At 44.2% G+C, this 26047-nt stretch carries 15 protein-coding genes; 8 read left to right on the forward strand and 7 right to left on the reverse strand.

Annotation, left to right across the window (positions count from 1 at the left end; translation table 11 throughout):
• Positions 1-507: 507 nt before the first annotated feature.
• Entirely contained in the window at positions 508-1647 is a 1140-nt protein-coding gene (locus K0625_RS20055) for a DcaP family trimeric outer membrane transporter (RefSeq protein ID WP_220111282.1), read from the forward strand.
• 99 nt (positions 1648-1746) lie between these two features.
• Here K0625_RS20055 and K0625_RS20060 read toward each other — a convergent pair whose 3' ends face one another.
• The 3 genes from K0625_RS20060 to acs form a co-directional block, all read right to left on the reverse strand.
• Entirely contained in the window at positions 1747-2016 is a 270-nt protein-coding gene (locus tag K0625_RS20060) for a GrxA family glutaredoxin (RefSeq protein ID WP_220111283.1), read from the reverse strand.
• 62 nt (positions 2017-2078) lie between these two features.
• A complete protein-coding gene (gene radD / locus K0625_RS20065) occupies positions 2079-3821 on the reverse strand; it encodes a DNA repair helicase RadD (protein ID WP_220111284.1) in 1743 nt (580 codons plus the stop codon).
• Between the two features lie 120 nt (positions 3822-3941).
• On the reverse strand, positions 3942-5894 hold the full coding sequence (acs, locus tag K0625_RS20070; RefSeq protein ID WP_220111285.1) for an acetate--CoA ligase: 1953 nt from the start codon (positions 5892-5894) through the stop codon (positions 3942-3944).
• 176 nt (positions 5895-6070) lie between these two features.
• Here acs and K0625_RS20075 point away from each other — a divergent pair, with 176 nt between their 5' ends.
• The 3 genes from K0625_RS20075 (at position 6071) to K0625_RS20085 (ending at position 11662) form a co-directional block, all read left to right on the forward strand.
• Positions 6071-9493: a hybrid sensor histidine kinase/response regulator gene (locus tag K0625_RS20075; RefSeq protein ID WP_220111286.1), complete on the forward strand. Its 3423-nt coding sequence runs from the start codon at positions 6071-6073 to the stop codon at positions 9491-9493.
• A gap of 32 nt (positions 9494-9525) precedes the next feature.
• Positions 9526-10137: a fumarylacetoacetate hydrolase family protein gene (locus tag K0625_RS20080; RefSeq protein ID WP_220111287.1), complete on the forward strand. Its 612-nt coding sequence runs from the start codon at positions 9526-9528 to the stop codon at positions 10135-10137.
• Positions 10138-10372: 235 nt separating this feature from the next.
• On the forward strand, positions 10373-11662 hold the full coding sequence (locus tag K0625_RS20085; RefSeq protein ID WP_220111288.1) for an NAD(P)/FAD-dependent oxidoreductase: 1290 nt from the start codon (positions 10373-10375) through the stop codon (positions 11660-11662).
• Between the two features lie 77 nt (positions 11663-11739).
• On the opposite strand, the gene K0625_RS20090 is transcribed toward K0625_RS20085, so the two are convergent.
• Together K0625_RS20090 and K0625_RS20095 are read right to left on the reverse strand one after the other, a co-directional pair.
• Complete coding sequence (locus K0625_RS20090; RefSeq protein ID WP_220111289.1) at positions 11740-12399, reverse strand: response regulator transcription factor; 660 nt, start codon at positions 12397-12399, stop codon at positions 11740-11742.
• A 218-nt stretch (positions 12400-12617) separates the two neighbouring features.
• Positions 12618-13046 carry an acyl-CoA thioesterase gene (locus tag K0625_RS20095; RefSeq protein WP_220111290.1) on the reverse strand — a complete coding sequence of 143 codons (429 nt, stop codon included), beginning with the start codon at positions 13044-13046 and terminating at the stop codon, positions 12618-12620.
• Between the two features lie 408 nt (positions 13047-13454).
• Between K0625_RS20095 and K0625_RS20100 the strand changes: the two genes are divergently transcribed.
• Positions 13455-16844, forward strand: coding sequence for a glycosyl hydrolase family 18 protein (locus K0625_RS20100; protein WP_220111291.1), 3390 nt, complete (start codon positions 13455-13457; stop codon positions 16842-16844).
• Positions 16845-16985: 141 nt separating this feature from the next.
• Positions 16986-18167 carry a lytic polysaccharide monooxygenase gene (locus K0625_RS20105; protein ID WP_232847200.1) on the forward strand — a complete coding sequence of 394 codons (1182 nt, stop codon included), beginning with the start codon at positions 16986-16988 and terminating at the stop codon, positions 18165-18167.
• Between the two features lie 89 nt (positions 18168-18256).
• On the opposite strand, the gene K0625_RS20110 is transcribed toward K0625_RS20105, so the two are convergent.
• Together K0625_RS20110 and ppsR are read right to left on the reverse strand one after the other, a co-directional pair.
• Positions 18257-19321 carry a 3-deoxy-7-phosphoheptulonate synthase gene (locus K0625_RS20110; protein WP_220111293.1) on the reverse strand — a complete coding sequence of 355 codons (1065 nt, stop codon included), beginning with the start codon at positions 19319-19321 and terminating at the stop codon, positions 18257-18259.
• A 201-nt stretch (positions 19322-19522) separates the two neighbouring features.
• Positions 19523-20335 carry a posphoenolpyruvate synthetase regulatory kinase/phosphorylase PpsR gene (ppsR, locus tag K0625_RS20115; protein WP_012325329.1) on the reverse strand — a complete coding sequence of 271 codons (813 nt, stop codon included), beginning with the start codon at positions 20333-20335 and terminating at the stop codon, positions 19523-19525.
• A 126-nt stretch (positions 20336-20461) separates the two neighbouring features.
• Here ppsR and ppsA point away from each other — a divergent pair, with 126 nt between their 5' ends.
• Positions 20462-22831, forward strand: a complete 2370-nt coding sequence (gene ppsA / locus K0625_RS20120; RefSeq protein ID WP_064792048.1) for a phosphoenolpyruvate synthase — start codon at positions 20462-20464, stop codon at positions 22829-22831.
• A 106-nt stretch (positions 22832-22937) separates the two neighbouring features.
• Positions 22938-26009, forward strand: a complete 3072-nt coding sequence (ydiJ, locus tag K0625_RS20125) for a D-2-hydroxyglutarate dehydrogenase YdiJ (RefSeq protein WP_220111294.1) — start codon at positions 22938-22940, stop codon at positions 26007-26009.
• Positions 26010-26047 lie beyond the last annotated feature (38 nt).

The following is a 26047-nucleotide window of genomic DNA, read 5'->3' on the forward strand; positions in this document are numbered from 1 at the left end:
GTTAGCTCAGTCGATTCTTTATGAAAGATAGGGCAGTTGGCTTTTAACCATCAGTCGAATGGTTAGAACCTTCACGAAACACCACTTCCTTTGAGTGGTAAAAGATAAAGGGGGTAATAATGAGCTCAGTCGATGCTTTATTGTAAGAGCGCAGTTGGCTTTACTCTTAACTACCACATTGGTCGAAGGTTCGAATCCTTCACGACCCACCACTTCTTTTTTAAGTCTTATATCCTCTCTTTTATTCCTTTAATTAGATAATGAATTCAAACTCTGCTCATCAATTAGGATGATAGTTTGTCACTTTTAAATCTCATACTTTTTCTATTCTCAAGTGTATTCGCAGCGGCCAAAACATGAGCTAGCCTAAGGCTTTATTAAAGTCTCTTCTATTTAATTAGTTACCGCTGTTATACTTTTGTCTGATAGACGTATTGCTAATGTTGTTCGCATGTTAACTCCTTCATATTTAATGGTGATATAAAAATAAATATTCGGGAGAGTGAGATGAAACAAGCAAAGTTAAGCCTTATAGCAATGGCGACGATGTTGGCTGCAAGTTCTGCCGCGGCTGGTGATACAGAGTTTAAATTTGGCGGTTATGTAAAAGCTGATGTTATGTTCAGCGATTATAGTAACGGAGCGCCTGATTCAGGTAGTTTATCCAGACAGTTTTATGTGCCTGGTACCATATACGGTGTAGAGGGAAATGGTGAGCAAGTTGTTGATTTTCATGCTCGTGAGTCTCGATTTAACTTTAAAACCTCAACAGATCTTGGTGGCCATAAGTTAAGCGGCTTTATTGAGCTGGATTTTATGACACATGCAGATGGTAATGAGCGTGTTTCAAACAGTTACTCCCCTCGTATTCGTCACGCTATTGTGAGTTTTGATAACTGGACAGTAGGTCAAACTTGGACAACTTTTCAAAACCCAGGTGCACTACCTGAAAATTTAGATTTTGTTGGTGCAGCAGAGGGAACACCTTTCGTTCGTCAAAGCATGGTGAGATACACCAATGGCGGGTTCCAGTTTGCAGTTGAGAACCCTGAAACCACCTTAACGCCAAATGGTGGCGGTGGAAGAATTACTAGTGGTAGCGGAATGGTGCCTGACTTCGTGGCACGCTACAATTTTAAAACTGAGGGAGGTGCTAAGTTTACCGTTGCAGGTTTAGCTCGGCAGCTTAATATTGAGAAAGATGGCTTGGATGCTCAAACCTTAGGTTACGGTGTGAGCTTTACTGGTGTTGTCCCTGTAGGTGATGATGATTTTAAAGTTTCTGCAACTGTGGGTGACGGCATGGGCCGTTATATGGCTCTGAACTATGCCAATGCAGGTGTGATTGATAACAATGGTGATATTGAAACCATTAGTTCATATGGTGGTTTTGCATCTTACCGTCACTGGTGGAATGATAAGTGGCGCTCAAGCTTTACTCTTTCAGGTTTTAAAGCTGATAATACCGAATCACTAACTGGGCTTGGCGTAAACAAGGAGTCCTATTCTGGATATGTGAACTTACTTTATTCTCCAGTTAAGCCTATGACTGTGGGTGTTGAGTATATGTACGCCGAGAATACTAAAGAGAGTGGTGATAAAGGTGAATTAAACAGGGTAATTTTCTCTGTTAAATATGTGCTTTAGTCGTTTAATGCACTCAAGACTTTGAATGAGTGTAAGATCAAAAAAGGAGGCGAGGCCTCCTTTTTCATTGCTAGCAGATTTAAAATACAATTTAATTCGTTAAACTGTGGCTGCTAGTAGTTGATTGTCTCTTACGTACTGTTCAAACTCAGTACATCCACCAACGTGTTCTTTATCAACAAAAATCTGAGGTACGGTTTCAACAGGCTTACCCACTGTCTTCTCTAAATCAGCCTTTGAGATCCCCTCTGCATGAATATCAACATATTTAAATTTAAAGTCACTGCGGGCTTCGGTAAGTTGCTCTGACAGTTGAACAGCTCTAACACAGTACGGACAGCCTGGACGGCCAAAAATTACAACAAACATAGTGACTCCTGAAAAATTGATTCGATACTTTATACCATAAGAGTGTTGAGCTTGCATATTCCCTATTGAATAAACTTATTCTCAGTTTGATAACGCCCACGGTAATCAAAAAAGGTTTCAACCAAATCCCAACCTTTTTTGTCTTTCTTTAATAACAGAAGATCCGGCATTCTAAACTTGTCTCTGGCCTGAATAACTTGCTCTACACTTTTGTATTTCTGATGTTTTAACCCTGGAGTTCGAGTGTGGGATATGACAAACACCACATAGAAGGCTCGTCGTTGGCCCTCTGTTCTAAAATTGAAGTAACGGCAATAGTCGTTACCATCTAGATCAATATATTGAATTTTTAGTCGTTCGCCATCTTTTACAAAGAGCATTGTCTGGCATTTAAACAGGTGGTGATGTTTCTGCTGTAATACCTCTTTAAGCCGCTTGTCGGGGTCAATTAACATTGAGTCGCAGTGATGACAAATTTTGGCAGCAATGTCATTTTCTTCGCCACAATTAGGGCAAGATTTAGAACGGAAACGAAAGTCACACTGGACTTTATCTCCATCTCGTTCAATCAATGCTTGGCATCGCCTACCAAAGTGTTCGATGATATCACCATCATTATCTACTAACCCCCAAAATATATTGGCAAAATTACACACAGGGCAGTGAACCTGAACTGGGACACTTTTACTATTGGGTTTATGTTGACCCACTTCAGGGAAGTAGAGATCGTAACCATTGGCGGCATAGTCGATAACTAGGCACTCACCTTTACCTTCACAAATTCTAAGTCCTCGGCCCACCATCTGCTGAAATAGGCTCACTGATGCTGTTGGCCTTAAAATGGCAATTAGATCTACGTGTGGCGCATCGAAGCCTGTGGTGAGTACGGCGACATTAACTAGATATTTGATCTCACGTGCCTTAAACGAAGTGATGATGTTATCTCTATCTTCCGTGCTGGTCTTTGCGGTGATAAGAGCTGCCTTCTCATCGCATAATTGCTTCATAATCTCTTCAGCGTGGCGTACTGTGGCTGCGAAGATGATGACACCTTGTCTGGTTGAGCCTATCTCAATAAGTTGCTTAATTATTGCCGTGGTTGCGCGTCCGCAGTGACTAAGTAGATCATTAACCTCTTTCTCTTGATAATCACCGTTTACAGATGGCTGTAACGCATTAAAGTCATATTGAACAGAGAGTCCATCAAACATCTTAGGCGGGCTTAGGTAGCCACGTTTAATGAGGGGCCGCATAGGGAGCTCAAATATACACTGTTGAAATACTGGTTTATCTGGGTTGCCCATTTTGCCGTGGTAGTGCTGGTGATAGATCCAGCCAAGATCTAATCGGTAGGGTGTTGCTGTGAGCCCGAGTAGCTTTATTTTTGAATTCTTTTGCTTAAGATAGCTTAATAGCTTCTGATATTGGCTTGTTTCCTCAGAGGTGACTCTGTGGCACTCATCGATGATCACTAAAGAGAAGGGCTCATTAAACTGCTCAGGAGCCCTAACTGCTGATTGAATACTTGCTACCACTGTTTTGTTTTTCGTTGATTTCTGTTTAAGCCCGGCTGAATAGATACTGGCTGCTGTGGTCAATATCCCGACTTTCTCTGCATTTTGAGCAACCAATTCTTTAACATGGGTGAGCACCAGCACGCGGCCGTTGGCGATTCGGGCAAGTTCGGCAATGACAATACTTTTACCTGCTCCCGTAGGAAGCACCAATACCGCGGAATCACTACTGGATCTGAAATGTTTTACTGCAGCATCGACAGCTTGCTGTTGGTAGTCTCTTAATTGCACAAAAATTTAATCACGTTAGTGTTTTAAAGTGAAGAATAACAAGTGAGGGGAGCTTGGTGAAGAAAAAAAGCCCCTCGTTAGAGGGGCTAGGGAGAGTCTTAATCAGTTTGTACGTGTTAATTACTCGCTACGGTTTAAGCGTGATTCAATTAGCGTATCGATAACAGCAGGATCTGCCAGTGTCGATGAATCGCCTAAGTTAGTTACTTCATTGGCTGCTATCTTACGTAGGAAGCGGCGCATGATTTTTCCTGAGCGAGTTTTTGGTAGACCACCCGCCCACTGGATAAGATCTGGCGTTGCTAAAGCGCCAATCTCTTTACGTACCCACTTTCTGAGATCTTGACGTAACTCCTCAGTCTCTGTCGTCCCCTTGGTTAAGGTGACATAGGCATAGATACCTTGCCCCTTAATATCATGGGGGTAGCCAACTACAGCCGCTTCAGCGACACTCTCATGAGATACTAATGCGCTTTCAACTTCAGCGGTTCCAAGTCTATGACCTGAAACGTTAATGACGTCATCAACACGACCCGTGATCCAGTAGTAGCCATCTTCATCACGCCTTGCACCATCACCGGTGAAGTACATGCCGCGGAATGTCTTGAAGTAAGTAAGTGCAAAACGCTCATGATCGCCAAATACGGTTCTCATCTGTCCAGGCCATGAATCGAGCATCACTAAGTTACCTTCGGTGGCGCCTTCGATGATGTTACCCATGTTATCGACCAGTGCAGGTTGCACGCCGAAGAAAGGACGTGTCGCTGAGCCAGGTTTTGTGTCAGTAGCACCAGGGAGTGGGCTAATTAAGATACCGCCTGTTTCTGTTTGCCACCAAGTATCGACAATAGGGCACTGCTCATGGCCGATGACTTCGTTATACCAGCGCCATGCCTCTGGGTTTATCGGCTCACCAACAGAGCCCATAATGCGCAGAGAACTGCCGTCAAAATCAGCAAACTGCTCCTTGCCTTCCGCCATAAGGGCACGGATTAATGTTGGTGCAGTGTAGAGGATGTTCACTTTGTGACGATCCACCATTTCACCAAGGCGAGATGGGCTAGGGTAGTTAGGTACTCCTTCATGAATAAGAATGGTTGCTCCATTTGCCAATGGACCATATACCATATAGGAGTGACCAGTGATCCAACCGACATCCGCGGTACACCAGTAAACCTCACCATCTTTGTAATCAAAGACATATTCATGGGTCATTGCAGCATAAACCATGTAACCGCCGGTAGTATGCAAAACGCCCTTTGGATTGCCTGTTGAGCCTGAGGTGTAGAGTAGGAAAAGCGGATCTTCCGCGCCCATCTCTTCAGCTTCACAGTGCTCAGAGGCGGTATCCATTAATGCATTCCACTTGATATCTCGACCTTCTACCCAGTTTACATCACCGCCAGTGCGCTCATAAACGATAACTTTTTCGACGCAATCAACATCAGGATGAGACAAGGCTTCATCGATATTAGCTTTAAGAGGAATGATTCGGCCTGCACGTACACCTTCATCGGCTGTAATAACGACTTTGGATTTACCGTCAATCACGCGAGAGGCGATCGAATCAGGAGAGAAACCACCAAATACCACTGAGTGGATAGCGCCGATGCGAGCACAGGCAAGCATCACCACGGCCGCTTCAGGGACCATAGGCATATAAACTGTAACAACATCACCACGTCTTACGCCTTGGCTACGCAGTGCATTGGCAAACTTACAAACATCTTTGTGAAGCTCACCATAAGTAATTGTTCGTTGATCTTTTGCATCATCACCTTCCCAGATGATAGCGACTTTATCAGCACTTTTTTCAAGGTGGCGATCTAAGCAGTTGGCTGACGCGTTTAATGTGCCGTCATAAAACCAGTTAATCGACAGATTATGATCGTCGAACGAGGTTTTTTTAATCTTGGTATATGGCTTGATCCAATCGATACGTTGACCGTGCTCTCTCCAGAAACCTTCAGGATTCACAATCGACTCTTGGTACATCTTTTTATACTGTTCTTCATTTACATGTGCGTTTTCAGCTATTTCGCTTGAAACTTTGTAGAGAGACTGCGTGCTCATTGGGCTTCCCTTAATCTAATAATGCGTGGCTCAAGTATGGAGTCATATCACCTTATAGCACTATTAGACCTTGGTCTAGTGTAATAATCTCCTTTGTTTTTAGTGCGTTGAGAGTTGTTGGTGAACTAGATTTAATCAGATAATTAACGCACAATAGAGGAAAAAACGAGAGCTTTATGAACTTAACCATTTTCGTTGGCGTGATTGCCGTCCTTTATGTCTTTTTATTGTTTCTCTTAGCTTGGGGGGCTGAACGCTGGTTCAGTCAATTTACTAAGCGAATTCAAGTGTGGGTGTACGGCCTCAGTTTGGCTGTTTACTGTTCATCATGGAGCTTTTTAGGGACAGTGGGACAATCGGCTCAAGATCTCTGGTCATTCCTGCCTATTTTTGTCGGGCCTATTCTTATTTTTACCTTTGGTTTTGGGTTACTGCGTAAGATGGTGATCGTATCTAAGGCCCATAACATCACCTCGGTTGCGGATTTTATCGCTGCACGATATGGCAAGTCACAGCTTCTTGCGGCTATCGTCACTCTTATTGCGCTGTTTGGTATCATGCCTTATATCGCTTTGCAGCTAAAAGCGATGGTATTTAGTCTTAACTTATTCCAGCCTGAGGACTCACCTTTCGATGGCGCTAAGGTCTCGCTTATTATCACTGCCATTTTGGCCATGTTTGCTATCTTGTTTGGTACTCGCAAGCTTGATGCTACAGAGCATAACCCTGGGATGATGCTGGCGATCGCGTTTGAATCTCTTGTCAAACTCGCTGCCTTTTTGATTGTGGGCATAGTAATAAGTTTTGGTTATTTCGATGGTTTTGGTGATATCTGGCAACAAGCTGAGCAAAAAAACCTTATTAGTGCCCCTGAGTTAAGTGTTGGCGCTTTGATGCCGCAACTCTTGGTTGGTATGGCGGCGTTTTTATGTATGCCGCGACAGTTTCACGTCATGATGGTTGAGTGCAGTAACGAAAACACCTTGCTTAAAGCGCGTTGGTTATTTCCTCTTTATCTGCTGCTCTTTGGGCTGTTTGTCGCCCCTTTGGCCTTGGCCGGGAAGCTAATTTTAGGCGATAGCGTTGCGGCAGATACCTATGTTATTAATATGCCTCTTGCGCTCGACCAGCCCATAATCGCGGTGATCGCTCTGCTTGGGACCTTGTCTGCAGCGACGGGAATGGTGATAGTCGCGGTGGTAACCATCAGTGTTATGGTCAGTAATGAGTGGCTGGTTCCTATGATGTTGAGAACTGGCAAGATCAGGCAGAAAAATTTCAGTCAGTTCTCTCTGTTTCTACTTAATGCACGACGACTCTCTATCATTATCATTTTAGGATTAGGTTACTTTAGTTACCTGTCATTTATTGACAGTGATTCACTGTCGGGTCTTGGTATGCTCTCCTTTGGTGCCTTTGCTCAGTTAGCACCAGCTTTGATTGGTGGTATGTATTGGAAGCATGGCAATCGCTCGGGAGTCTTAATGGGACTTATCGTTGGTTTTGGCCTCTGGTGTTACATCTTGTTGAAGGGCGCGAGCGATGTTTCAGGTGTCTTTAATAATGATTTTGGCTTATTGGATTCGATTAACCCTAATGTGCGCGATATTTTAACGGCATTGTTGGCAAATTGTGCCTGCTATATGTTGGGTTCAATCTGGTTTAGAGCCGGCGTTGTTGAGCGGATACAGGCCAGTGAGTTTGTTTCTCCTGGAAATCTGAAAAGCAATAGTACGCGTAAAGCTGCGGCCGTTTCTCAGCAAGATCTATTGATCTTAGCCAGTCGATTTGTCAGTCCAACGCGTGCCTATGAGAGTTTTTCTCGTTTCTCAGAGGAGGCGGTAAAAAGTGACAGTTGGCATAAATCTGCGCCTCCTGAATTGATCGCCCATACCGAGCATATGTTAGCGGGTGTCCTCGGTGGTTCTAGTGCTTCATTGGTTATGGATTCAGTGCAGCAGGGACGAGATCTCGCCCTCGATGAGGTGTTTAGTTTAGTCGATGAAGCGTCATCCAAAATTATTTTAAGTCAAGATATGCTTAGGGGGGCGATTGAGCACGCTTATGAGGGGATGAGTGTGGTCGATAAAGATCTTAATCTGGTGGCCTGGAACTATAAATATGCTGAGTTGTATCAATATCCAGCTTCGTTTTTGCAGGAGGGGATGCCGATAAGCGATGTGGTGCGTTTTAATGCTAGCAGAGGCTTTTGTGGTGAAGGCGACATTGAAGAGAAGGTCAATACACGGGTTCAGCATATGCGCGACGGTACTGCCCATGTCTCTGAGCGCAGACGCAAAGATGGCAAGGTGATCAAAATTCAGGGTAATCCTATGCCCGGTGGTGGTTTTGTGATGACCTTTACCGATATTACTCAATATCGAGAGCATGCTAAAGCGCTTCAAGAGATGAATGACACGCTAGAGGCAAGAGTAAAGGAGCGGACTTACGAGTTGGCGATGCTAAACAGTCAACTGCTTGAGGCCAAAGCTCAAGAGGAGATGGCAAACGCGTCTAAGAGTAAGTTTCTTGCCGCCGTGGGCCATGATTTGATGCAACCGTTAAATGCGGCGCGGCTGTTTACCGCTTCGTTGTCTCAATACCCTAATTTAGATCAAGAGGGCAGAACGACCCTGTCACATGTCAATAGCTCTCTTAAAATAGCGGGGGAGCTGCTTACCGATCTGCTTGATATCTCCAAACTAGACTCTGGCATGATTGAGGTCAATCGTCGTGACTTTTCTGTCTCTGAGTTGATCGATGGGTTGGGAGTCGAGTTCGCAGCCATGGCCAATGATAATCAGATTAAATTTAAAATGGTCTCCTCTAGTACCAGTATCAATTCAGATCTCAACCTATTGAGGCGGGTGTTACAGAACTTTCTCACTAATGCGTATCGATATGCCAGAGGAAGTAAGGTGCTGTTTGGTTGTAGGCATAGAGGGGATGAGCTCGAGATCCAAGTGCTTGATACAGGTTGTGGCATAGATGAAGCTGAGACCAAAGAGATCTTTAAAGAGTTTAAACGACTCGATAATCCTACCAGCAACAGTGTGAGTGGTTTAGGGCTAGGCTTAGCGATTGCTGACAGAATAAGCCGGGTCTTAAATCATAAAATAGATGTCTCATCTGTGTTAGGTCGGGGCTCAGTATTCTCGATTCGGGTGCCACTAGGTAAAGCAGTCAGTGAGCCTCAACCTAAGAAGATCCCAAGCCTGTTACAACCTTTAGCTGGCGTTAAAGTGCTCTGTATTGATAATGAAGAAGCTATTTTGGCCGGATTAGAGAGCCTACTTAGTCGCTGGAAGTGTGAGGTTATTAGCGCTAAAGATCTGGCTGATGCGCGTATTAAACTTGGTCTTAAAGGTGTTGCTCCCGATATTGTCTTAGCGGATTACCACCTTGACGATGGGCAAAATGGTGTCGATGCCCTCAACGGTATACGTGCTCTGTATGGCAGTCATCTTCCTGGCATATTGATCACAGCCAACACCAGTAAACGTTTGATTGATGATGTGCATAGCCAAGGGTATCACTATATGGCCAAGATGGTTAAGCCAGCAGCATTGAGGGCGTTGATTTCGAGTTTAGTTAAGTAGTGTCATTTAGATTTTTAGAAGCAGGAGTTGCTGTGAATACAGTGTGTGTCGATGGTAAAAATATTAGTCCTTCCAAAATTATCTGTGTTGGACGAAATTATGTGGAGCATATTCGTGAGTTAAATAATGACGTTCCCGATGAGCTTCTGCTATTTGTTAAACCAAACTCAGCCATTTCGACAGAGCTAGCGAGTTTTCACCAAGAAGTGTTGCACTATGAGGCTGAACTTAGCTTTTTATATGAGAAGGGCAGGTTTAGTGCTGTTGGGCTCGGATTGGACTTGACCAAACGAGCACTGCAGAGCGAGTTGAAAGCCAAAGGTTTACCTTGGGAGAGAGCAAAAGCGTTTGATGGCTCTGCGCTATTTTCATCTTTTGTTTATATCGAGAAGATAAGTAATGATCTCAATTTTAAACTAACCATCAATGGTAATTTAGCCCAGAGTGGTCATATTGAGTTGATGATGAACTCTCCTGAGCATATTTTGAATGAAATAACCTCATTTATGCGTTTAGAGGATGGCGATGTTGTGATGACAGGGACTCCAAAAGGTGTCGGCGAGATCCATCAGAGTGATCGCTTTGAGTTAACTCTATTTGACGCAGAGGTTGAACTGACTAAGGCATCTTGGAAAGCTAAGTAAGAGAGCGGGTCATGAGTCTGGCCCGCTTTCAGATCTCTTTTTAAGGCTACTTTGTAAAATATAAATTACTTATTACTCTACTTGTAAGATACACCTCGATTCTCTCACCCTGCACAATTTCTTATTTCAAATAACAGGGCAATAGGATTGACGAATATAATTCCTTCTATATACTCGGGCTAACAGTGTAAAAAATATAAAACGTAAAGTTTGTTTTAACAAACGGAGAGCTTGCATGCCAGAGCCAAGGTGTAACTCATATTATAATGCGACGATTAATGATGAGACTCAATATCCTAGATTGGAGGGAGAGCATCGAGTTGATGTGGTGATTGTTGGCGGAGGGTTTACTGGTGTTGCAACCGCAGTTGAGCTTGCTGAGCGAGGCTATAAGGTCGCTATTGTAGAAGCGAATAAAATTGGCTGGGGAGCAACGGGACGAAATGGCGGTCAGGTAACAGGCAGTTTGTCTGGTGATCAAGCTATGACCAAGCAATTAAACAACAAGTTAGGTTGTGAGGCTGAAAAGTTTGTTTGGGATCTGCGCTGGCGTGGTCATGAGATCATTAAATCTCGCGTTCATAAATACAACATTGAGTGTGACCTTAAGTTTGGTCATCTACATACCGCTTATAAACCTACCCATATGGCTGAGATGCAAGCAACTTATGATGAGGCGGTGAAACGTGGCATGGGGGATGAGGTCTCTTTGCTCTCTAAGAAAGATATTCCTCAATATCTGGAAACACCACTTTATCACGGTGGTTTGCTCAACAAGCGTAATATGCATCTGCATTCGGTGAATCTGTGTATTGGTGAAGCTAGAGCGGCTGAGCATCATGGAGCGCTTATTTTCGAAAACTCTCCTGTTATCGATATTACTGATGGCAACTTACCGGTCGTGACTACGGCTCATGGCTCGATAACGGCTAATAGCGTTCTGTTAGCGGGTAATGCCTACCATAAGCTGGCGAGAAAGCGTTTAGCTGGTATGTTATTTCCCGCATCACTGGGCAACTGCGCAACAGTGAAGCTGACTCCAGAGGTGGCTCAGGCGATTAACCCGCACGATATTGCGGTATATGACAGTCGCTTTGTGCTGGATTATTTTCGAATGACGGCCGATCATAGGCTTATGTTTGGCGGAGGAACTAACTATTCTGGTCGTGATTCGAAAGATCTGGCTAAAGAGTTACGCCCAGGAATTGAGCGTACTTTTCCTCGATTGAAAGGGGTGGAGATTGAGTTTGAATGGACAGGTATGGCTGGGATTGTGGTAAACAGAATTCCGCAGCTAGGCAAGGTATCCAAAAATGTTTTTTACTGCCAAGGTTATTCGGGACATGGAGTCGCAACGAGTCACATCATGGGAGAGATCATGGCCAATGCCATCATTGGGGAGCTGACAGAGTTTGATCTTTTTGCTGGTATGAAACATATACGCTTACCGGTTGGTGAGTGGTTAGGTAACCAAGGGATGGCATTAGGCATGCTCTATTATCGTATGATGGAAAACTTCCGTTAACTTGAAATAACTTTTGCTAACTTGAAATAAAAAGCCGATCAAATGATCGGCTTTTTAATGGAAACTGGTTTTGATATTTACAGTTCGACTTTTTCCATCTCAAGCTGCTGCAGTGATATCACGGCCTGAGTTCGATTTCGTACTCCGAGTTTACGAAATATTGCGGTGGCATGAGCCTTGATGGTGGCTTCTGACACACCTAAGTCATAAGCGATCTGTTTATTAAGCAGCCCTTCGGCAAACATCTGCAGCACCTTGTATTGCTGTGGAGTGAGATCCGATAACTTACTGGCGATCAGCGCCGTCGCATCCTCCTCAATATCTTGTAGCTCAACATCTTGTGGCAGCCAAATATCTCCATAGAGTACTGAAGTTAAGGCTTCTGCAAGAGAATCCATGGATGAAGATTTAGGAATAAAACCTGCACTGCCGTAGTGTACTGCTCGGCTTATGGTGATGTTGTCTTCGTGGGCCGAAATAACAACAACAGGCAGCTCAGGATAGTGGGTGCGTAGGTGAATTAACGTTGAGTAGCCGTGTGAGCCCGGCATCTGAAGATCCAGTAAGACAAGATCATATTCAACATCAGCTTTTTCAAGCAGAGTTTGAAGTGCTTCTGCGCTATCTGCCTCAAACCAATGAGTATCTGCAAAGGGGCCGCTCAGAGCCTGACGAAGTGCATTGCGAAATAACGGGTGATCATCTGCGATGATTATATTTAAATTTTCTAGCTTCATGGCTTTTATAGTTGTGTTAGTTGCTCGTGAAGATTAAGCCAATGTAACAGAAAAATGACATTCGATTCTATTGGTTTATTGGTTATTAGAGAAAAAATTGTGTTTAAATTCGGTTTGTTAGACTTAAGTCTAATGATTTGCGGCTAAAAAACAACCACCAGTAGTGTGGTGGTTGACCAGATAAAGACAAAGTATGCAGTCGCTTAACTGCAGTTTTATTATAAATTGTCAGTCCAGACTTTAGTGGCCTTTCGGTTTTCATCTACAGCAACAAAAGTGAATACACCTCTGATGGCGTGTTCACGCACATCTTGGTACATATCCTCAACAAAAATATTCACCTCAACCTTAAGGGAGGTGTTACCTACGTGTATGACGTTGGCGATGATCTCAGCCAAGCTTCCCGCTGGGATCGCTTTTTTAAAGTCGATTCTGTCTGAGCTGACAGTGACTAAAGGCTTACGACAGAATCGAGTCGCTGCGATAAACGCTGTTTCATCCATCCAAGACAGTGCTTCACCACCAAATAGTGTGTTGTGGTGGTTAGTAATAGAGGGAAAAATAGCTTTTATAACTCTTGCTTCAGAGTTTTGAATTCGTTTATTCATGGCATCTGAGCGAGTTTCAGGGGAGTGAGTCAATGGCATACGGCAACCTAAGGTTATGCGGTTTAAACAGCCCCAAATTATATCATTTTGTGGCTTTAAAGAAACATTAGATAAGGTGATTAATAATGCATTTTAAAATAGATTACTGCTAATTTAATATTATTATGTGTGCGAAAAAACAATAATCAGTAAGCTATATTTGATTTTAAAGTTAATATTTTTGAATAATTAACAAAATAAAATTTATTTCTTAGTTATTGATAGATAAGGTTAAATTTAAAAGTGTTATAAGCTAGGTCGGTATTAATATAATAAAATAATAACCAAACCCTTGTTTTATGTGTAGATTAATATAGCCGATGCTGTTGCCTCTGTGGTTATGTTGTGAGTGAGTTGTCTCTATATTTAGGTTGTTCGGTAAAACTAAATAATAATAGGAATAATACCATGAGTAACAAAACTGCATATTTGAGCAGGCGTCGCCGCTTAGCTCTGTTAATAAGCACGGCCTTGATGAGTCAAGGGGTGATTAATCAGGCTTACGCCGTCGATTGCCAAGGGGTCGCACCTTGGTCTGCTGATACCGTATACGCCACCACGACACAAGTCACGCAATCAAATAGCCTCTATCAAAATAAGTGGTGGACAACGAATGAGTCTCCATCTGAGGCTGGACAATGGGGAGTTTGGGAAACCTTAGGTCAATGTGATGGCATATCAAATCAACCCCCTGTGGTTAATATTCTCTCCCCTTTAGCCGATGCACGCGTGCTCTTAAATGACTCTGTTATTCTTGATGCTGAGGTGACTGACAGTGATGGTACCTTAACTTCTCAGGTGTGGACGGCTAATGGAGTTGTGGTTACTTCCCCTTGGGTTGCTCAGGAGAAAGGCGGTGTGGTTCTGACATTAACCGCTACCGACAATGATGGTGCCAGCACAGAGAAAAGCGTATCAGTTACAGTTATTAATGGGCAAAATCAATTTCCTGTCACTTCGATTGTTTCGCCCTCAAATGACAGCGTTGTCACCTCTGGCGATAATCTTATTATCTCTGCAACGGCTTCCGATCCAGATGCGGGTGATAGCATCGCTAAGCTTGAATTGCTTGTAGATGGCGTGGTTTCAGGCACTGATCTTACTTCTCCCTATGAGTTCAACTGGACAGCTTCAAGCCAAGGAGGTCATACACTGCAAACTCGTGCTTTTGATCTACAAAATAACAGCGCTGTCTCTGAGTTGGTAAATATCAATGTTAGCGCAGCTAATCAGCTACCCAGTGTTGTTCTATCAGCACCAAATGCCAACTTTTCTTTACCTATTAATGGTGAACTTACTATTAGTGCTGATGCGCAAGATGTTGATGGTGAGGTGGTAAGTGTGAGTTTCTATGCAAATGGTCTACTTATTGAAACCGATACTGTAGCGCCGTTTACGGCACTCTACACTGGAATAGAGGCTGGTGATCTCTCGATTACAGCGCAGGCGACAGATAACTTAGGTGCAAATACGTCCTCATCTGCCGTGATGGGCTATGTTGGTGATAGGCCAACTAGCCACGAAATTTGTCGTCCAGATGGTTTAGAGGGGGACTCAGTTTATTGTGATATTTATGATGAGCAGGGTCGCGAGAAGATGGGCGCCGATCATGCACGACGTGTGATTGGTTACTTTACCTCTTGGAGAAATGGTACCAATGGTCAACCTAGCTATCTGGTAAATGATATTCCATGGGATAAGATCACTCATATCAACTACGCCTTTGCTCATGTTAATAGTGACAATAAAGTCTCTGTCGGCAATCCAAACAGCGTCGATAATCCTGCTACTGGCATGACATGGTCGGGTGTTGCGGGCGCCGAGATGGATCCTGAATACAGTTATCAAGGCCACTTTAATCTACTCAATAAATACAAGAAGTTACACCCACAAGTGAAAACGCTCATCTCAATTGGTGGTTGGGCTGAGACGGGGGGCTATTTTGATGAGAATGGCGTGCGAGTCGCCAGTGGTGGCTTCTACGAGATGACCAAGACTCAGGCAGGGATAAACACCTTCGCAGATTCTGTGGTTGAGTTCTTACGTACCTATGGTTTCGATGGTGCAGATATCGATTATGAATACGCAACCTCTATGGCTAAGTCGGGTAACCCTGATGATTTTGCTGTGGCAGATCCCCTAAGGGCGACCTTGTTTGCCCAATATGATTTGCTAATGAAAACATTGCGAGAAAAGTTGGATATTGCCAGTAAGCAAGATGGTAAACATTACATGTTAACTGTTGCCGCGCCCGCTTCTGGTTACTTGTTGCGTGGTATGGAAGCATATCAAATGTCACGTTTTCTCGATTACGTCAATATCATGAGCTATGACCTTCATGGCGCTTGGAATGATTTTGTCGGTCACAATGCTGCACTTTTCGATACTGGTGAAGACGCTGAATTGGCATTTTGGGATGTGTATTCAACGGCGCAGTATGGCGGGATAGGTTACTTAAATACTGACTGGGCTTACCACTACTTCCGTGGCGCCATGCCTGCTGGGCGCATCAATATAGGTTTGCCTTACTATACTCGCGGTTGGCAGGGAGTCACAGGCGGTGTCAATGGTCTGTGGGGTAAAGCAGCACTGCCAGATCAAGCGACTTGCCCAGATGGAACGGGTGAAGGTGATAACAAATGTGGCTATGGTGCACAGGGAATAGACAACCTTTGGCATGATCTTGATAAAGCGGGTAATGAGATGTTTGCCGGCTCTAATCCTATGTGGCATGCGAAGAACTTAGAGCAGGGGATTGCTGGTAGTTATCTACCCGTTTATGGACTCGATCCTGTGAACGATCCTGCCGATCAACTGACAGGAACCTATGAGCGCCATTACGATAATGTGGCTCAATCATCATGGCTCTGGAACCCGGCTAAAAAAGTCTATTTGTCTACTGAAGATGAGCAAGCGATGAACGCTAAGGTTCAGTATGTGGTAGACAAAGGGATCGGCGGTGTGATGTTCTGGGAGCTTGCTGGTGACTTTGATTGGTATCCAGAGCGCAATGGTGGTCAAGGCGAGTACTTTATCGGTGAGACAATGACGACTATTGCCTACGATAAATTTGCTGCTGCAACGCCATATGGCAATAAGGTGAGTAACTCTCCAGCCTTGGCCAATACCATAGCAATGAGTGCGAGCTTATCTGGCTATAAAGTGGGTGATAGTAATTACCCAATTACGCCAACTTTGACTATCACCAACAACAGCCAAAGTACCATTCCTGGTGGCGCTGTATTTGAGTTTGATATATCAACCTCTACCTCATCTCAAATTAGTGACCAATCTGGTATGAATTTGACTGTTATATCTGATGGGTCAAATGTGGGAGCTGGTAACGTAGGGGGGTTAGAAAATGACTTCCATCGTGTGCAGTTTACTCTGCCAAGCTACAAATCCATTGCACCAGATGCCGACTTTGGTGGCACGATTAAGTATTACCTGCCTGTATCCATGCCGTCGAACTTCACTGTCACATTTGATGGAGTGACCTATGACTTTGGTCAAGTTGGTGACACTGTGCCAGACGAATGTGAGCTTGATCCAACAGCGCCAGGTTGTGGAGACACAACACCACCAACATCAGATCTGTGCAGTGCAGCCAATGTGAACCCTGCAACTATTCCAGCATATCCTAATTTTCCTCAAACTGACTGGGCTGGTAACCCAAGTCACGCTATTGGTGGAGATAGGATGAAAGATGAGGCTGCAGTATTTGTTGCACTTTGGTGGACGAATGCCAAACCCAGTGCCGCAAGTGGTGATTGGGATTTTGTCTGTAACATAGATTAATCCTACCAAGACATGAGAGCGGCATGTGCTGAATATACCGCTTTAAATGATTTTTGCCTCTTATTGCAAGAGGCATCTTCCTATCCAATGAGAGCTCATTTTCTGATGAGCTTCTCTCATTTTATTAACATCGAGAAATTTATGAAACAGATAACATGTTTATCCTCTCTACTTGGTGTCTTGCTTATTAGTAGCGTGTTAACTCAAGAGTTGCATGCCCACGGCTATATGGATTCACCAAAAGCTCGTCAACAGTTCTGTGTTGATGATGGCGGCTATTGGTGGCCAGATGATGGCTCCGCAATCCCTAACTTGGCTTGTAGGGCGGCCTTTTTAGAGACTGGAACTAAGCAGTTGGTTCAAAACAATGAATTTTCTGAAAATGTGGTTGATTATCATAATCTCGCAGCAGTAAAACAGGCGATTCCAAACGGTCAATTGTGCGCGGGTGGAGATAGTGAAAAGTCCGGTATGGATACACCGTCTATGCATTGGCAACGAACAGATGTGACTCCTGATATCAATGGACAAGTCTCCATTATATTTGATGCTCACACGCCCCATAACCCGAGTTTCTGGGAGTTTTATCTGTCTGATGAAACCTTTGATGTGGCAAATGAGGTGCTCAGCTGGGAGAAGCTGGATCTAATAACTCAGGTAGGCAATGTTGGAGTCAGTGAGGTCAATGGGAAAAAGGTATACCAAATCATGATCTCTCTTCCTTTGGATAGAGTAGGGCCTGCAACTTTGTATACCCGTTGGCAGCGTGAAGATGCTGCTGGTGAAGGTTTTTACAACTGCAGCGACATCAACATCATTAATGATTCTCAGCCTCAGGAGTGGGCCGCATTAGAGCAATATATTGCTAACGGGTTAACCGCTAATGAAGGGGATGAGGTCTGGTTTCGTCTCTTTAGTGCACAAGGTGATGAGCTAGTGTTTGATAAGTTGCAGGTGACTTCGGCAAACTTGCAGACAGAGTTGTGGGCTCGTCAGCTAGCCGAGTCTGTGATGTCACAACATGGTGAATTAGTGCAGGTTGGAGTTAAGGGAGCCAGTGGTGAGCTGGTTTACTCTGATGACTTAGCGCTAAATAAAGTCTGGAGCAAACAGTTAGACATCACCTTTAGGCTCGATGTGAAAACCATCAGTGAGCCACCGAGTTGCCAGTTAACGCCATGGAATGTGGCTACTGTTTATAATACTGGTGGGGAGGTCGTCTATAACTCTATTCGTTATCAAGCACTGTGGTGGACGAAAGGGGATGTGCCATCAAGCTCAAGAGAATGGGGCGTGTGGAAAGATTTAGGCCCTTGCCTCTAGTTGGTTTTACATTCTAATGGTATAGAAAAAGGCTTCACAGTTGACACTGGGAAGCCTTTTTTAGAAATAGGAAACTATACCGATAGGAACTACTTGTTAAGCAAGTTAATCCTGTCTCTTGATGCTTTTGCCAGTGCACGAAGTAGTGTTTCAGAGTCTTCCCAATGCAGGCAGGCATCAGTGATGCTCTTACCATAGACAAGGGGCTCACCAGCAATGACTTTTTGGTTGCCCTCTTCGATAAAACTTTCAGCCATAATACCAGCGATAGCGGTTGAGCCTTGGCGCATCTGCTCCATGATACTATCGGCTACATTCAACTGCTGGGCGTGTTTCTTCTGACTATTACCGTGGCTGAAATCCACGACCATGCGATGAGAAACACCAACATCACTTAACTGCTCTGCTGCAGTATTGATATCTTCTGCATGGTAATTAGGTTGTTTACCGCCACGTAGAATGATGTGGCCATACGGATTACCGCTGGTGCGATACACTGCCATGGCACCATCTTTATCTGGTGAGTAGAAAATATGTGGCTCTTTAGCTGCGCGCACCGCATCGATAGCGATATTAATGTTGCCATCGGTACCATTTTTAAAACCGACAGGGCAGGAGAGTGCTGATGCCATTTCGCGGTGGATCTGGCTTTCAGTAGTACGGGCTCCGACAGCGCCCCAAGTGATGAGGTCAGCAATATATTGACCGTTCACCATATCGAGAAACTCAGTGGCGATAGGCAGTTTAAGCTCAGTGATCTCTTGTAATAATTGACGTGCTAAACGTAAGCCTTTGTTGGCATTAAAGCTGCCATCGAGATCTGGGTCTGAAATTAAGCCTTTCCAGCCGACAGTCGTTCTAGGCTTTTCAAAGTAGACACGCATTAAAATGCATAGATCATCCTTTAACTCTTGGTGCAGCGTAGCAAGACGCTTTGCATAATCTATTGCAGCTGTCGTGTCATGGATTGAGCATGGGCCGATGATCACTAATAGTCGTTGATCATCGCCTTTTAAAATGGCTTCTACTTCACGGCGTTGTTGTACTAAGTAATCGGCAGCATCTTGTGTTAACGGAAACTCAGAGGCTAACTTAGCTGGAGAGATAGCTTTACATAATAAAGTGGTGCGTAGTTCATCTGTTTTAATGGTCATTCATTATACCGAGCGTTCGTATGGGCATTTTGCCTGATTGCATCGGATTATAACGAATCATGACAGGATGCACAGTGCCTAACTCGGGAAAAATTGGAGTATTTATGGTGCACCGTGCATATTAATTGCCAAAAAGGGACTGTTCTGCCTATATAGGTCGAATGGCTGAGCCAATATTGCATCTTATATAGGCAGTCATGATTAGAACATATGGCGTTCGAGTCCTGTCATGGCTAAAATTTTCGTTGCGATCTCTTCAACAGAGTGGTTGGTCGTATTAACGAAAGGGATCCGCTCGCGTTTATACATCATTTCGACCTCTTTCACCTCGATTCGGCACTGCCTTAATGATGAGTATCGGCTGTTCTCCATGCGACTTTGACGTATCTCATGCAGACGCACGGGATCGATGGTTAGACCGAATAGTTTGCTCTTATTCTTTTTTAGTGCATCGGGTAGCTTAAGATTATCCATGTCATCTTCGACAAAAGGGTAGTTAGCGGCTTTTATACCAAACTGCATTGAAAGGTAGAGACTACTTGGTGTTTTGCCACAACGAGATACACCAAGCAGTACCAAATCGGCCTTATCGATATGTTTTAAAGTCTGTCCATCATCGTTATCCATCGCATAATTTATTGCATCGATACGCGCTTCATAGCTCTCGTTCATGTTTCCATGAGTACGATGAACGACGGGAGTCGCAGAAATACCTAATTGTTGCTCTAATGGGGCCACAAAAGTGTTCAAAAAGTCGTAATCAAGGCCTTCACTGCTATAGATGATGTCTCTGATCTCCGCTTTAACGATGGAGTGGAAGACTAAAGGGCGTTCACCTGTTGTAATAAAACAATCATTGATTTGAGCCTTTACTTCATTTGCTTTAGATTCTGTCTCAACAAATGGAATGGTAAGTGCTTCAAACTCAACAGGAAACTGAGACAAAACTGCATGCCCAAACACCTCTGCTGTGATCGCTGTCCCGTCTGAGATATAAAATACTTTACGTAACATTTTGACCTCTTGTAGTAATAAAATTACAAATAAAATTATAGATTTACGTGCGTTGTGCTGGAGTGTAAAATGCCGCTGCCCTCCTGTGAAGGGGCCACACTGAAATAAACTTGCGGAGATAGAACTGTGCAACAATATGTACTCTGGTATCAAGAATTAAGCATGGGTGACGTCAACAAGGTAGGCGGTAAAAACGCTTCTCTTGGAGAGATGATTAGCAATTTATCTAACGCAGGTGTTCAAGTGCCTGGCGGTTTTGCAACCACCTCTCACGCGTTCAATGAGTTTCTTGAACAAAGTGGACTTAACCAGAAGATATACGACACTCTAGATGTTTTAGATGTAGATGACGTGAACGCACTCGCTACAGCCGGTGCACAGATCAGACAATGGGTGATCGATACCCCATTCCATAGCGAATTTGAGCAAGTTGTTCGTGATTCATACGATAAGCTCTCCTCAGAAACTAAAGATGCCTCATTTGCGGTTCGCTCATCTGCGACTGCTGAAGATATGCCTGATGCATCATTCGCTGGCCAACAAGAAACATTCCTGAACGTTAAAGGTTATGATTCTGTTTTGGTCGCAATTAAGCATGTTTTTGCTTCTTTGTTTAACGACAGAGCTATTTCATACCGTGTTCACCAAGGTTATGACCATAAAGGTGTTGCCTTATCTGCCGGTGTTCAGCGTATGGTTCGCTCTGATACCGCCGCTTCTGGTGTTATGTTCACCATGGACACTGAGTCTGGTAACAATGATGTGGTATTTATTACCTCTTCATTTGGTCTAGGCGAAATGGTTGTTCAAGGTGCGGTTAACCCAGATGAATTTTATGTGCATAAGCCAAGCTTAACTGCAGGCAATAAAGCGGTTGTACGCCGTAATATTGGTAGCAAGTTGATACAGATGGTTTATTCAGATGATCTTGAACATGGTAAACAGGTTAAGATTGAAGATGTACCAGCCGATCTACGTCGCCAATTCTCAGTGAATGACGATGAAGTGATGGAGCTGGCTAAGCAGGCTATGATCATCGAGAAGCACTACGGTCGTCCAATGGATATCGAGTGGGCTAAAGATGGTAATGATGGCAAGCTTTATATCGTTCAAGCTCGTCCAGAGACAGTTCGTTCTCGTGAAGATGTGCAGTTAATTGAACGTTATCATCTACAGACTAAGAGCGATGTTATCTGTGAAGGCCGCGCAATCGGTCATAAGATAGGTAGCGGTGTTGCTAAAGTGCTGTCATCAATCGATGATATGGACCAGATCCAAGACGGTGATGTACTTGTTACTGACATGACAGATCCAGATTGGGAACCTATCATGAAACGCGCTAGCGCGATTGTCACCAACCGTGGCGGACGTACTTGTCATGCAGCGATTATCGCTCGTGAGCTTGGGGTTCCAGCCGTTGTAGGTTGTGGTGATGTGACTGAGCGTATTAAGAACGGTCAGGAAGTGACAGTTTCTTGTGCCGAAGGTGATACTGGCTTTATCTACGAAGGTGTTCAAGAGTTTGATGTTGTTCGCTCTCGTGTCGATTCAATGCCTGAGTTGCCGATGAAGATCATGATGAACGTAGGTAACCCTGACAGAGCATTCGATTTTGCTCGTCTTCCTAATGAAGGGGTTGGTCTAGCGCGTCTTGAGTTTATCATTAACCGCATGATAGGTATTCACCCTAAAGCTCTTCTTGAATTTAACCAACAAGATGCTGCGCTTCAGGCTGAAATACATGAGATGATTGCAGGTTACGATTCTCCTGTTGAGTACTATGTTGCGCGTTTGGTTGAAGGGATTGCGACGATAGCTTCAGCTTTCCATCCAAAGAAAGTGATTGTTCGTATGTCTGATTTTAAGTCAAACGAATACGCTAACTTGGTGGGTGGCGATAGGTATGAGCCAGAGGAAGAGAACCCAATGTTGGGCTTCCGTGGTGCTAGCCGTTATATCTCTGAATCCTTCCGTGATTGTTTTGCACTTGAGTGTGAAGCGATTAAACGCGTTCGTAATGAGATGGGCTTGAAGAACGTTGAGATCATGATCCCATTTGTTCGTACAGTCAGTGAAGCATCACAGGTGATAGAGCTACTGAAAGAGCAAGGTCTTGAGCGTGGTAAAGATGGACTTCGTGTCATCATGATGTGTGAGCTTCCATCTAACGCCCTGTTAGCTGATCAGTTCTTAGAGCATTTCGATGGCTTTTCTATCGGTTCAAACGATTTGACACAACTGACATTAGGTCTAGATCGTGACTCAGGTATCATCAGTCATCTATTTGATGAGCGTAACGATGCGGTTAAGGCATTGCTAGCAATGGCAATTAAAGCGGCTAAAGCTAAGGGCGCTTACGTTGGTATTTGTGGTCAAGGTCCTTCAGATCATGCCGATTTTGCGGCTTGGTTGGTTGAGCAGGGGATTGATACTGTATCACTAAACCCAGATACCGTTATCGATACTTGGTTGTACCTAGGTAAAGAGCACGCTTAATTATTCTTAAAATAGAATAAGCTAATCACAAAAGCCGCTACTTAGCGGCTTTTTTTTTGTTTATACTGTTTAGCCAACTAATAAAAAAATATAGATAGAAACTACTATGTCACCGAACGTGAGCTTGCCTAAATTATCCCATGAACAAACGCTTGAACCTGTATACCTCTCCTTTCTTGGTGCGTTAGCCCAGAGCGAGTTCAGTGGTGATATTGATAAACGTTATAGTGCTCGTTTAGCCCAAGCCACAGATAATTCGGTCTATCAGTTTTTACCACAAGCGGTTATCTATCCAAGAGATCAACAAGATGTCAGCATTGCTCTGACATTAGCGGCAAAAAGTGAGTTTGATAAAGTGGTGTTTAGTGCCAGAGGTGGCGGCACGGGAACCAATGGTCAATCACTTACCCACGGATTAATTTTAGACTTGTCGCGCTACCTTAACAAAGTGGTTGAAATCAATGCTGAGGAGGGCTGGGTAAAGGTGCAGGCTGGTGTGGTGAAAGATGCACTTAATGATGCGCTGCGCCCTCATGGTTTCTTTTTTAGTCCAGATCTCTCTACATCCAATCGAGCCACCATAGGCGGCATGGTTAATACCGATGCATCAGGTGCTGGCTCCTTAGTGTATGGGAAAACATCCGATCATGTGCTTGCGTTATCGAGTGTGCTTTATGATGGCAGCGTACTTGAGACCTGCGCTGTATCAAATGATGAACTGGCTCGTATAGACGACATTACGCAGAATGCTTTGGGGCAAAAGTTAACCGAAGAGGTAGCTTCAATTTGTCGTAATAACCGCGCTGAAATTGAAGCGCGTTTTCCTGAATTAAACCGCTTTCTGACAGGTTATGATCTGAAAAATGTGTGGAATGATGAGCTCAGTGAGTTCAATCTATCTCGGATCTTAACAGGATCTGAGGGAACCCTCGCGGTTATCACCGAAGCTAAACTTAATATCACACCACTGCCAAGTGTGCGCATGATGGTCAATATCAAGTATGACTCGTTTGAGTCGGCATTGAGGCACGCGCCAGACTTAGTCAAAGCTAAAGCGACGGTGGTTGAAACGGTCGACTCTAAAGTGCTCAACCTTGCCCAGCAAGACATTATCTGGCATTCGGTTTCAGACTTGATAAAAGAGGTGCCTGGTAGTGTTATCGATGGTCTTAATATGGTTGAGTTTGCTGGAGATAAAGAGGAGGTTGAAGCCAAAGTTGCAGCACTTGAATCTGTTCTTGAGCAGCAGATAAAAGCCTCTGCTGGTGGATTACTTGGCTATCAGGTTACCAGCGATAAACCCAGTATTAACATGATCTATGCTATGCGGAAAAAAGCGGTAGGTCTGCTTGGTGCAACAAAAGGAAGGCGTAAGCCACTGGCATTTGCTGAGGACACTGCCGTACCACCAGAAAAGCTCGCCGATTTCATTATGGAGTTCAGAGCGCTACTTGATAGCCATGAGTTGCAATATGGCATGTTTGGCCATGTCGATGCAGGTGTTTTGCACGTTAGGCCTGCACTGGATATGTGTGATGTTAATGATGAAAGGCTGCTTAAGACAGTGTCGGATCAGGTTGCTGACTTGACCCTCAAGTATGGCGGTTTAATGTGGGGAGAACACGGTAAAGGGGTACGTGGTGAATACGGCCCTGCAGTTTTTGGTGATGAGCTCTATAGTTTACTTGAGGAGGTAAAAGGCCTCTTCGATCCTCATAACAAGCTCAATCCAGGTAAGCTTGTTGCTCCTAAAGGGGCGGGGGCGCTTATCTACAATGTTGACAGTGCTAAGCGTGGTAGTTTTGACAGACAGATCCCAATTAAGACTCGTGATGCTTTCCCTGATGTGATGAACTGTAACGGCAATGGGTTATGTTTTAATTACAGCCATTATTCACCCATGTGTCCCTCATTTAAAGTGACCGGTGACAGAGTACAGTCACCGAAAGGCCGAGCGGGTTTAATGCGTGAATGGCTTCGCTTACTTGAAAGTGAAGGGGTGGATCTTGATGCTCTAGCTAAAGCCAAACCATTAGGGTTGCTTCAAAGAGCACAAAATAGTTTAAAGATAGAGAGTGAATACGACTACTCCCATGAAGTGATGGAATCGCTAAAGGGCTGCCTAGCCTGTAAGGCATGTTCATCTCAATGTCCGGTTAAGGTCGACGTGCCTAAGTTTAGGGCTCAGTTTTTTAATATCTATTATCAGAGGTATCTGCGCCCAACAAAGGATTACTTGGTTGCGGGCATAGAAGATGCGCTTCCTGTCATGGCCAGTATGCCAAAGCTAACGAACGCCGTTTCTCAGAACCCTGTTAGCCAGTGGGTGATAAAACGAGCACTAGGGTATGTGGATGCACCTGCATTATCAGTACCTACCCTTAAACAGCGTCTGGATGGCCATGGTAGCAGGGGATATGATCTTGAGACGTTAGCAGGTATTCCTGATGGCGAACGCTGTGAATATGTGTTGGTTGTGCAAGACCCATTTAACAGTTATTACGAGGCAGGCACGGTTTATCGTTTTATTAAACTGATTGAGAAAATGGGCTTAAAACCTGTTCTGCTTCCTTTTAAGCCAAATGGAAAGCCTATTCACATTAAAGGTTTCTTAGATAAATTTGCTAAAACGGCCAAGTCGTCGGCAGATTTTTTAGCTCAGGTGCATAAACTTAATATCCCTATGGTAGGCGTCGATCCCGCTATGGTGCTCTGTTATCGTGATGAATACCGAGAGGTACTCGGTGATGAGTGTGGTGATTTTGAAGTAAAGCTAGCAAACGAGTGGTTATTGGAGGCGATAAAGTCCCACACTGTCAACAGGCCAAGCTCTGGGTTAAAGCCCGAGTCGAAACCTGAGTTCACCTGGTTTAGCCACTGTACTGAGTCAACGGCTAAGCCCAATACCGCAAAAGAGTGGCAGTTGATATTTGCACACTTTGGTGCAGAGCTTAAAACGGCCAATATGGGGTGCTGCGGCATGGCGGGAACTTATGGCCATGAACTGGAGAACCAGCAACGTTCCCGCGAACTCTTTAGTATGTCTTGGGAGCAGGCATTAAAGGCGTTACCTCAGGAGCAGATATTAGTTTCAGGTTACTCCTGTCGCAGTCAGGTTAAACGTTTTGGTGGCTTTAAGCCTAAACACCCTCTTGAAGCGCTACTTAGCTTAATATAATTCAATCTCAATAGGCGATGAGGCGAGTTTGTTCTGGC

Source organism: Shewanella nanhaiensis (genome assembly GCF_019457885.1).
Lineage (GTDB): Bacteria > Pseudomonadota > Gammaproteobacteria > Enterobacterales > Shewanellaceae > Shewanella > Shewanella nanhaiensis.

What these genes read in the sequence shown, in the direction of transcription:
- K0625_RS20055 (WP_220111282.1), top strand. Translation starts at nt 508, where the DNA reads ATGAAACAAGCAAAGTTAAGCCTTATAGCAATGGCGACGATGTTGGCT.
- K0625_RS20060 (WP_220111283.1), bottom strand. Translation starts at nt 2,016, where the DNA reads ATGTTTGTTGTAATTTTTGGCCGTCCAGGCTGTCCGTACTGTGTTAGA.
- acs (WP_220111285.1), bottom strand. Translation starts at nt 5,894, where the DNA reads ATGAGCACGCAGTCTCTCTACAAAGTTTCAAGCGAAATAGCTGAAAAC.
- K0625_RS20075 (WP_220111286.1), top strand. Translation starts at nt 6,071, where the DNA reads ATGAACTTAACCATTTTCGTTGGCGTGATTGCCGTCCTTTATGTCTTT.
- K0625_RS20085 (WP_220111288.1), top strand. Translation starts at nt 10,373, where the DNA reads ATGCCAGAGCCAAGGTGTAACTCATATTATAATGCGACGATTAATGAT.
- K0625_RS20090 (WP_220111289.1), bottom strand. Translation starts at nt 12,399, where the DNA reads ATGAAGCTAGAAAATTTAAATATAATCATCGCAGATGATCACCCGTTA.
- K0625_RS20095 (WP_220111290.1), bottom strand. Translation starts at nt 13,046, where the DNA reads ATGCCATTGACTCACTCCCCTGAAACTCGCTCAGATGCCATGAATAAA.
- K0625_RS20100 (WP_220111291.1), top strand. Translation starts at nt 13,455, where the DNA reads ATGAGTAACAAAACTGCATATTTGAGCAGGCGTCGCCGCTTAGCTCTG.
- K0625_RS20105 (WP_232847200.1), top strand. Translation starts at nt 16,986, where the DNA reads ATGAAACAGATAACATGTTTATCCTCTCTACTTGGTGTCTTGCTTATT.
- K0625_RS20110 (WP_220111293.1), bottom strand. Translation starts at nt 19,321, where the DNA reads ATGACCATTAAAACAGATGAACTACGCACCACTTTATTATGTAAAGCT.
- ppsR (WP_012325329.1), bottom strand. Translation starts at nt 20,335, where the DNA reads ATGTTACGTAAAGTATTTTATATCTCAGACGGGACAGCGATCACAGCA.
- ydiJ (WP_220111294.1), top strand. Translation starts at nt 22,938, where the DNA reads ATGTCACCGAACGTGAGCTTGCCTAAATTATCCCATGAACAAACGCTT.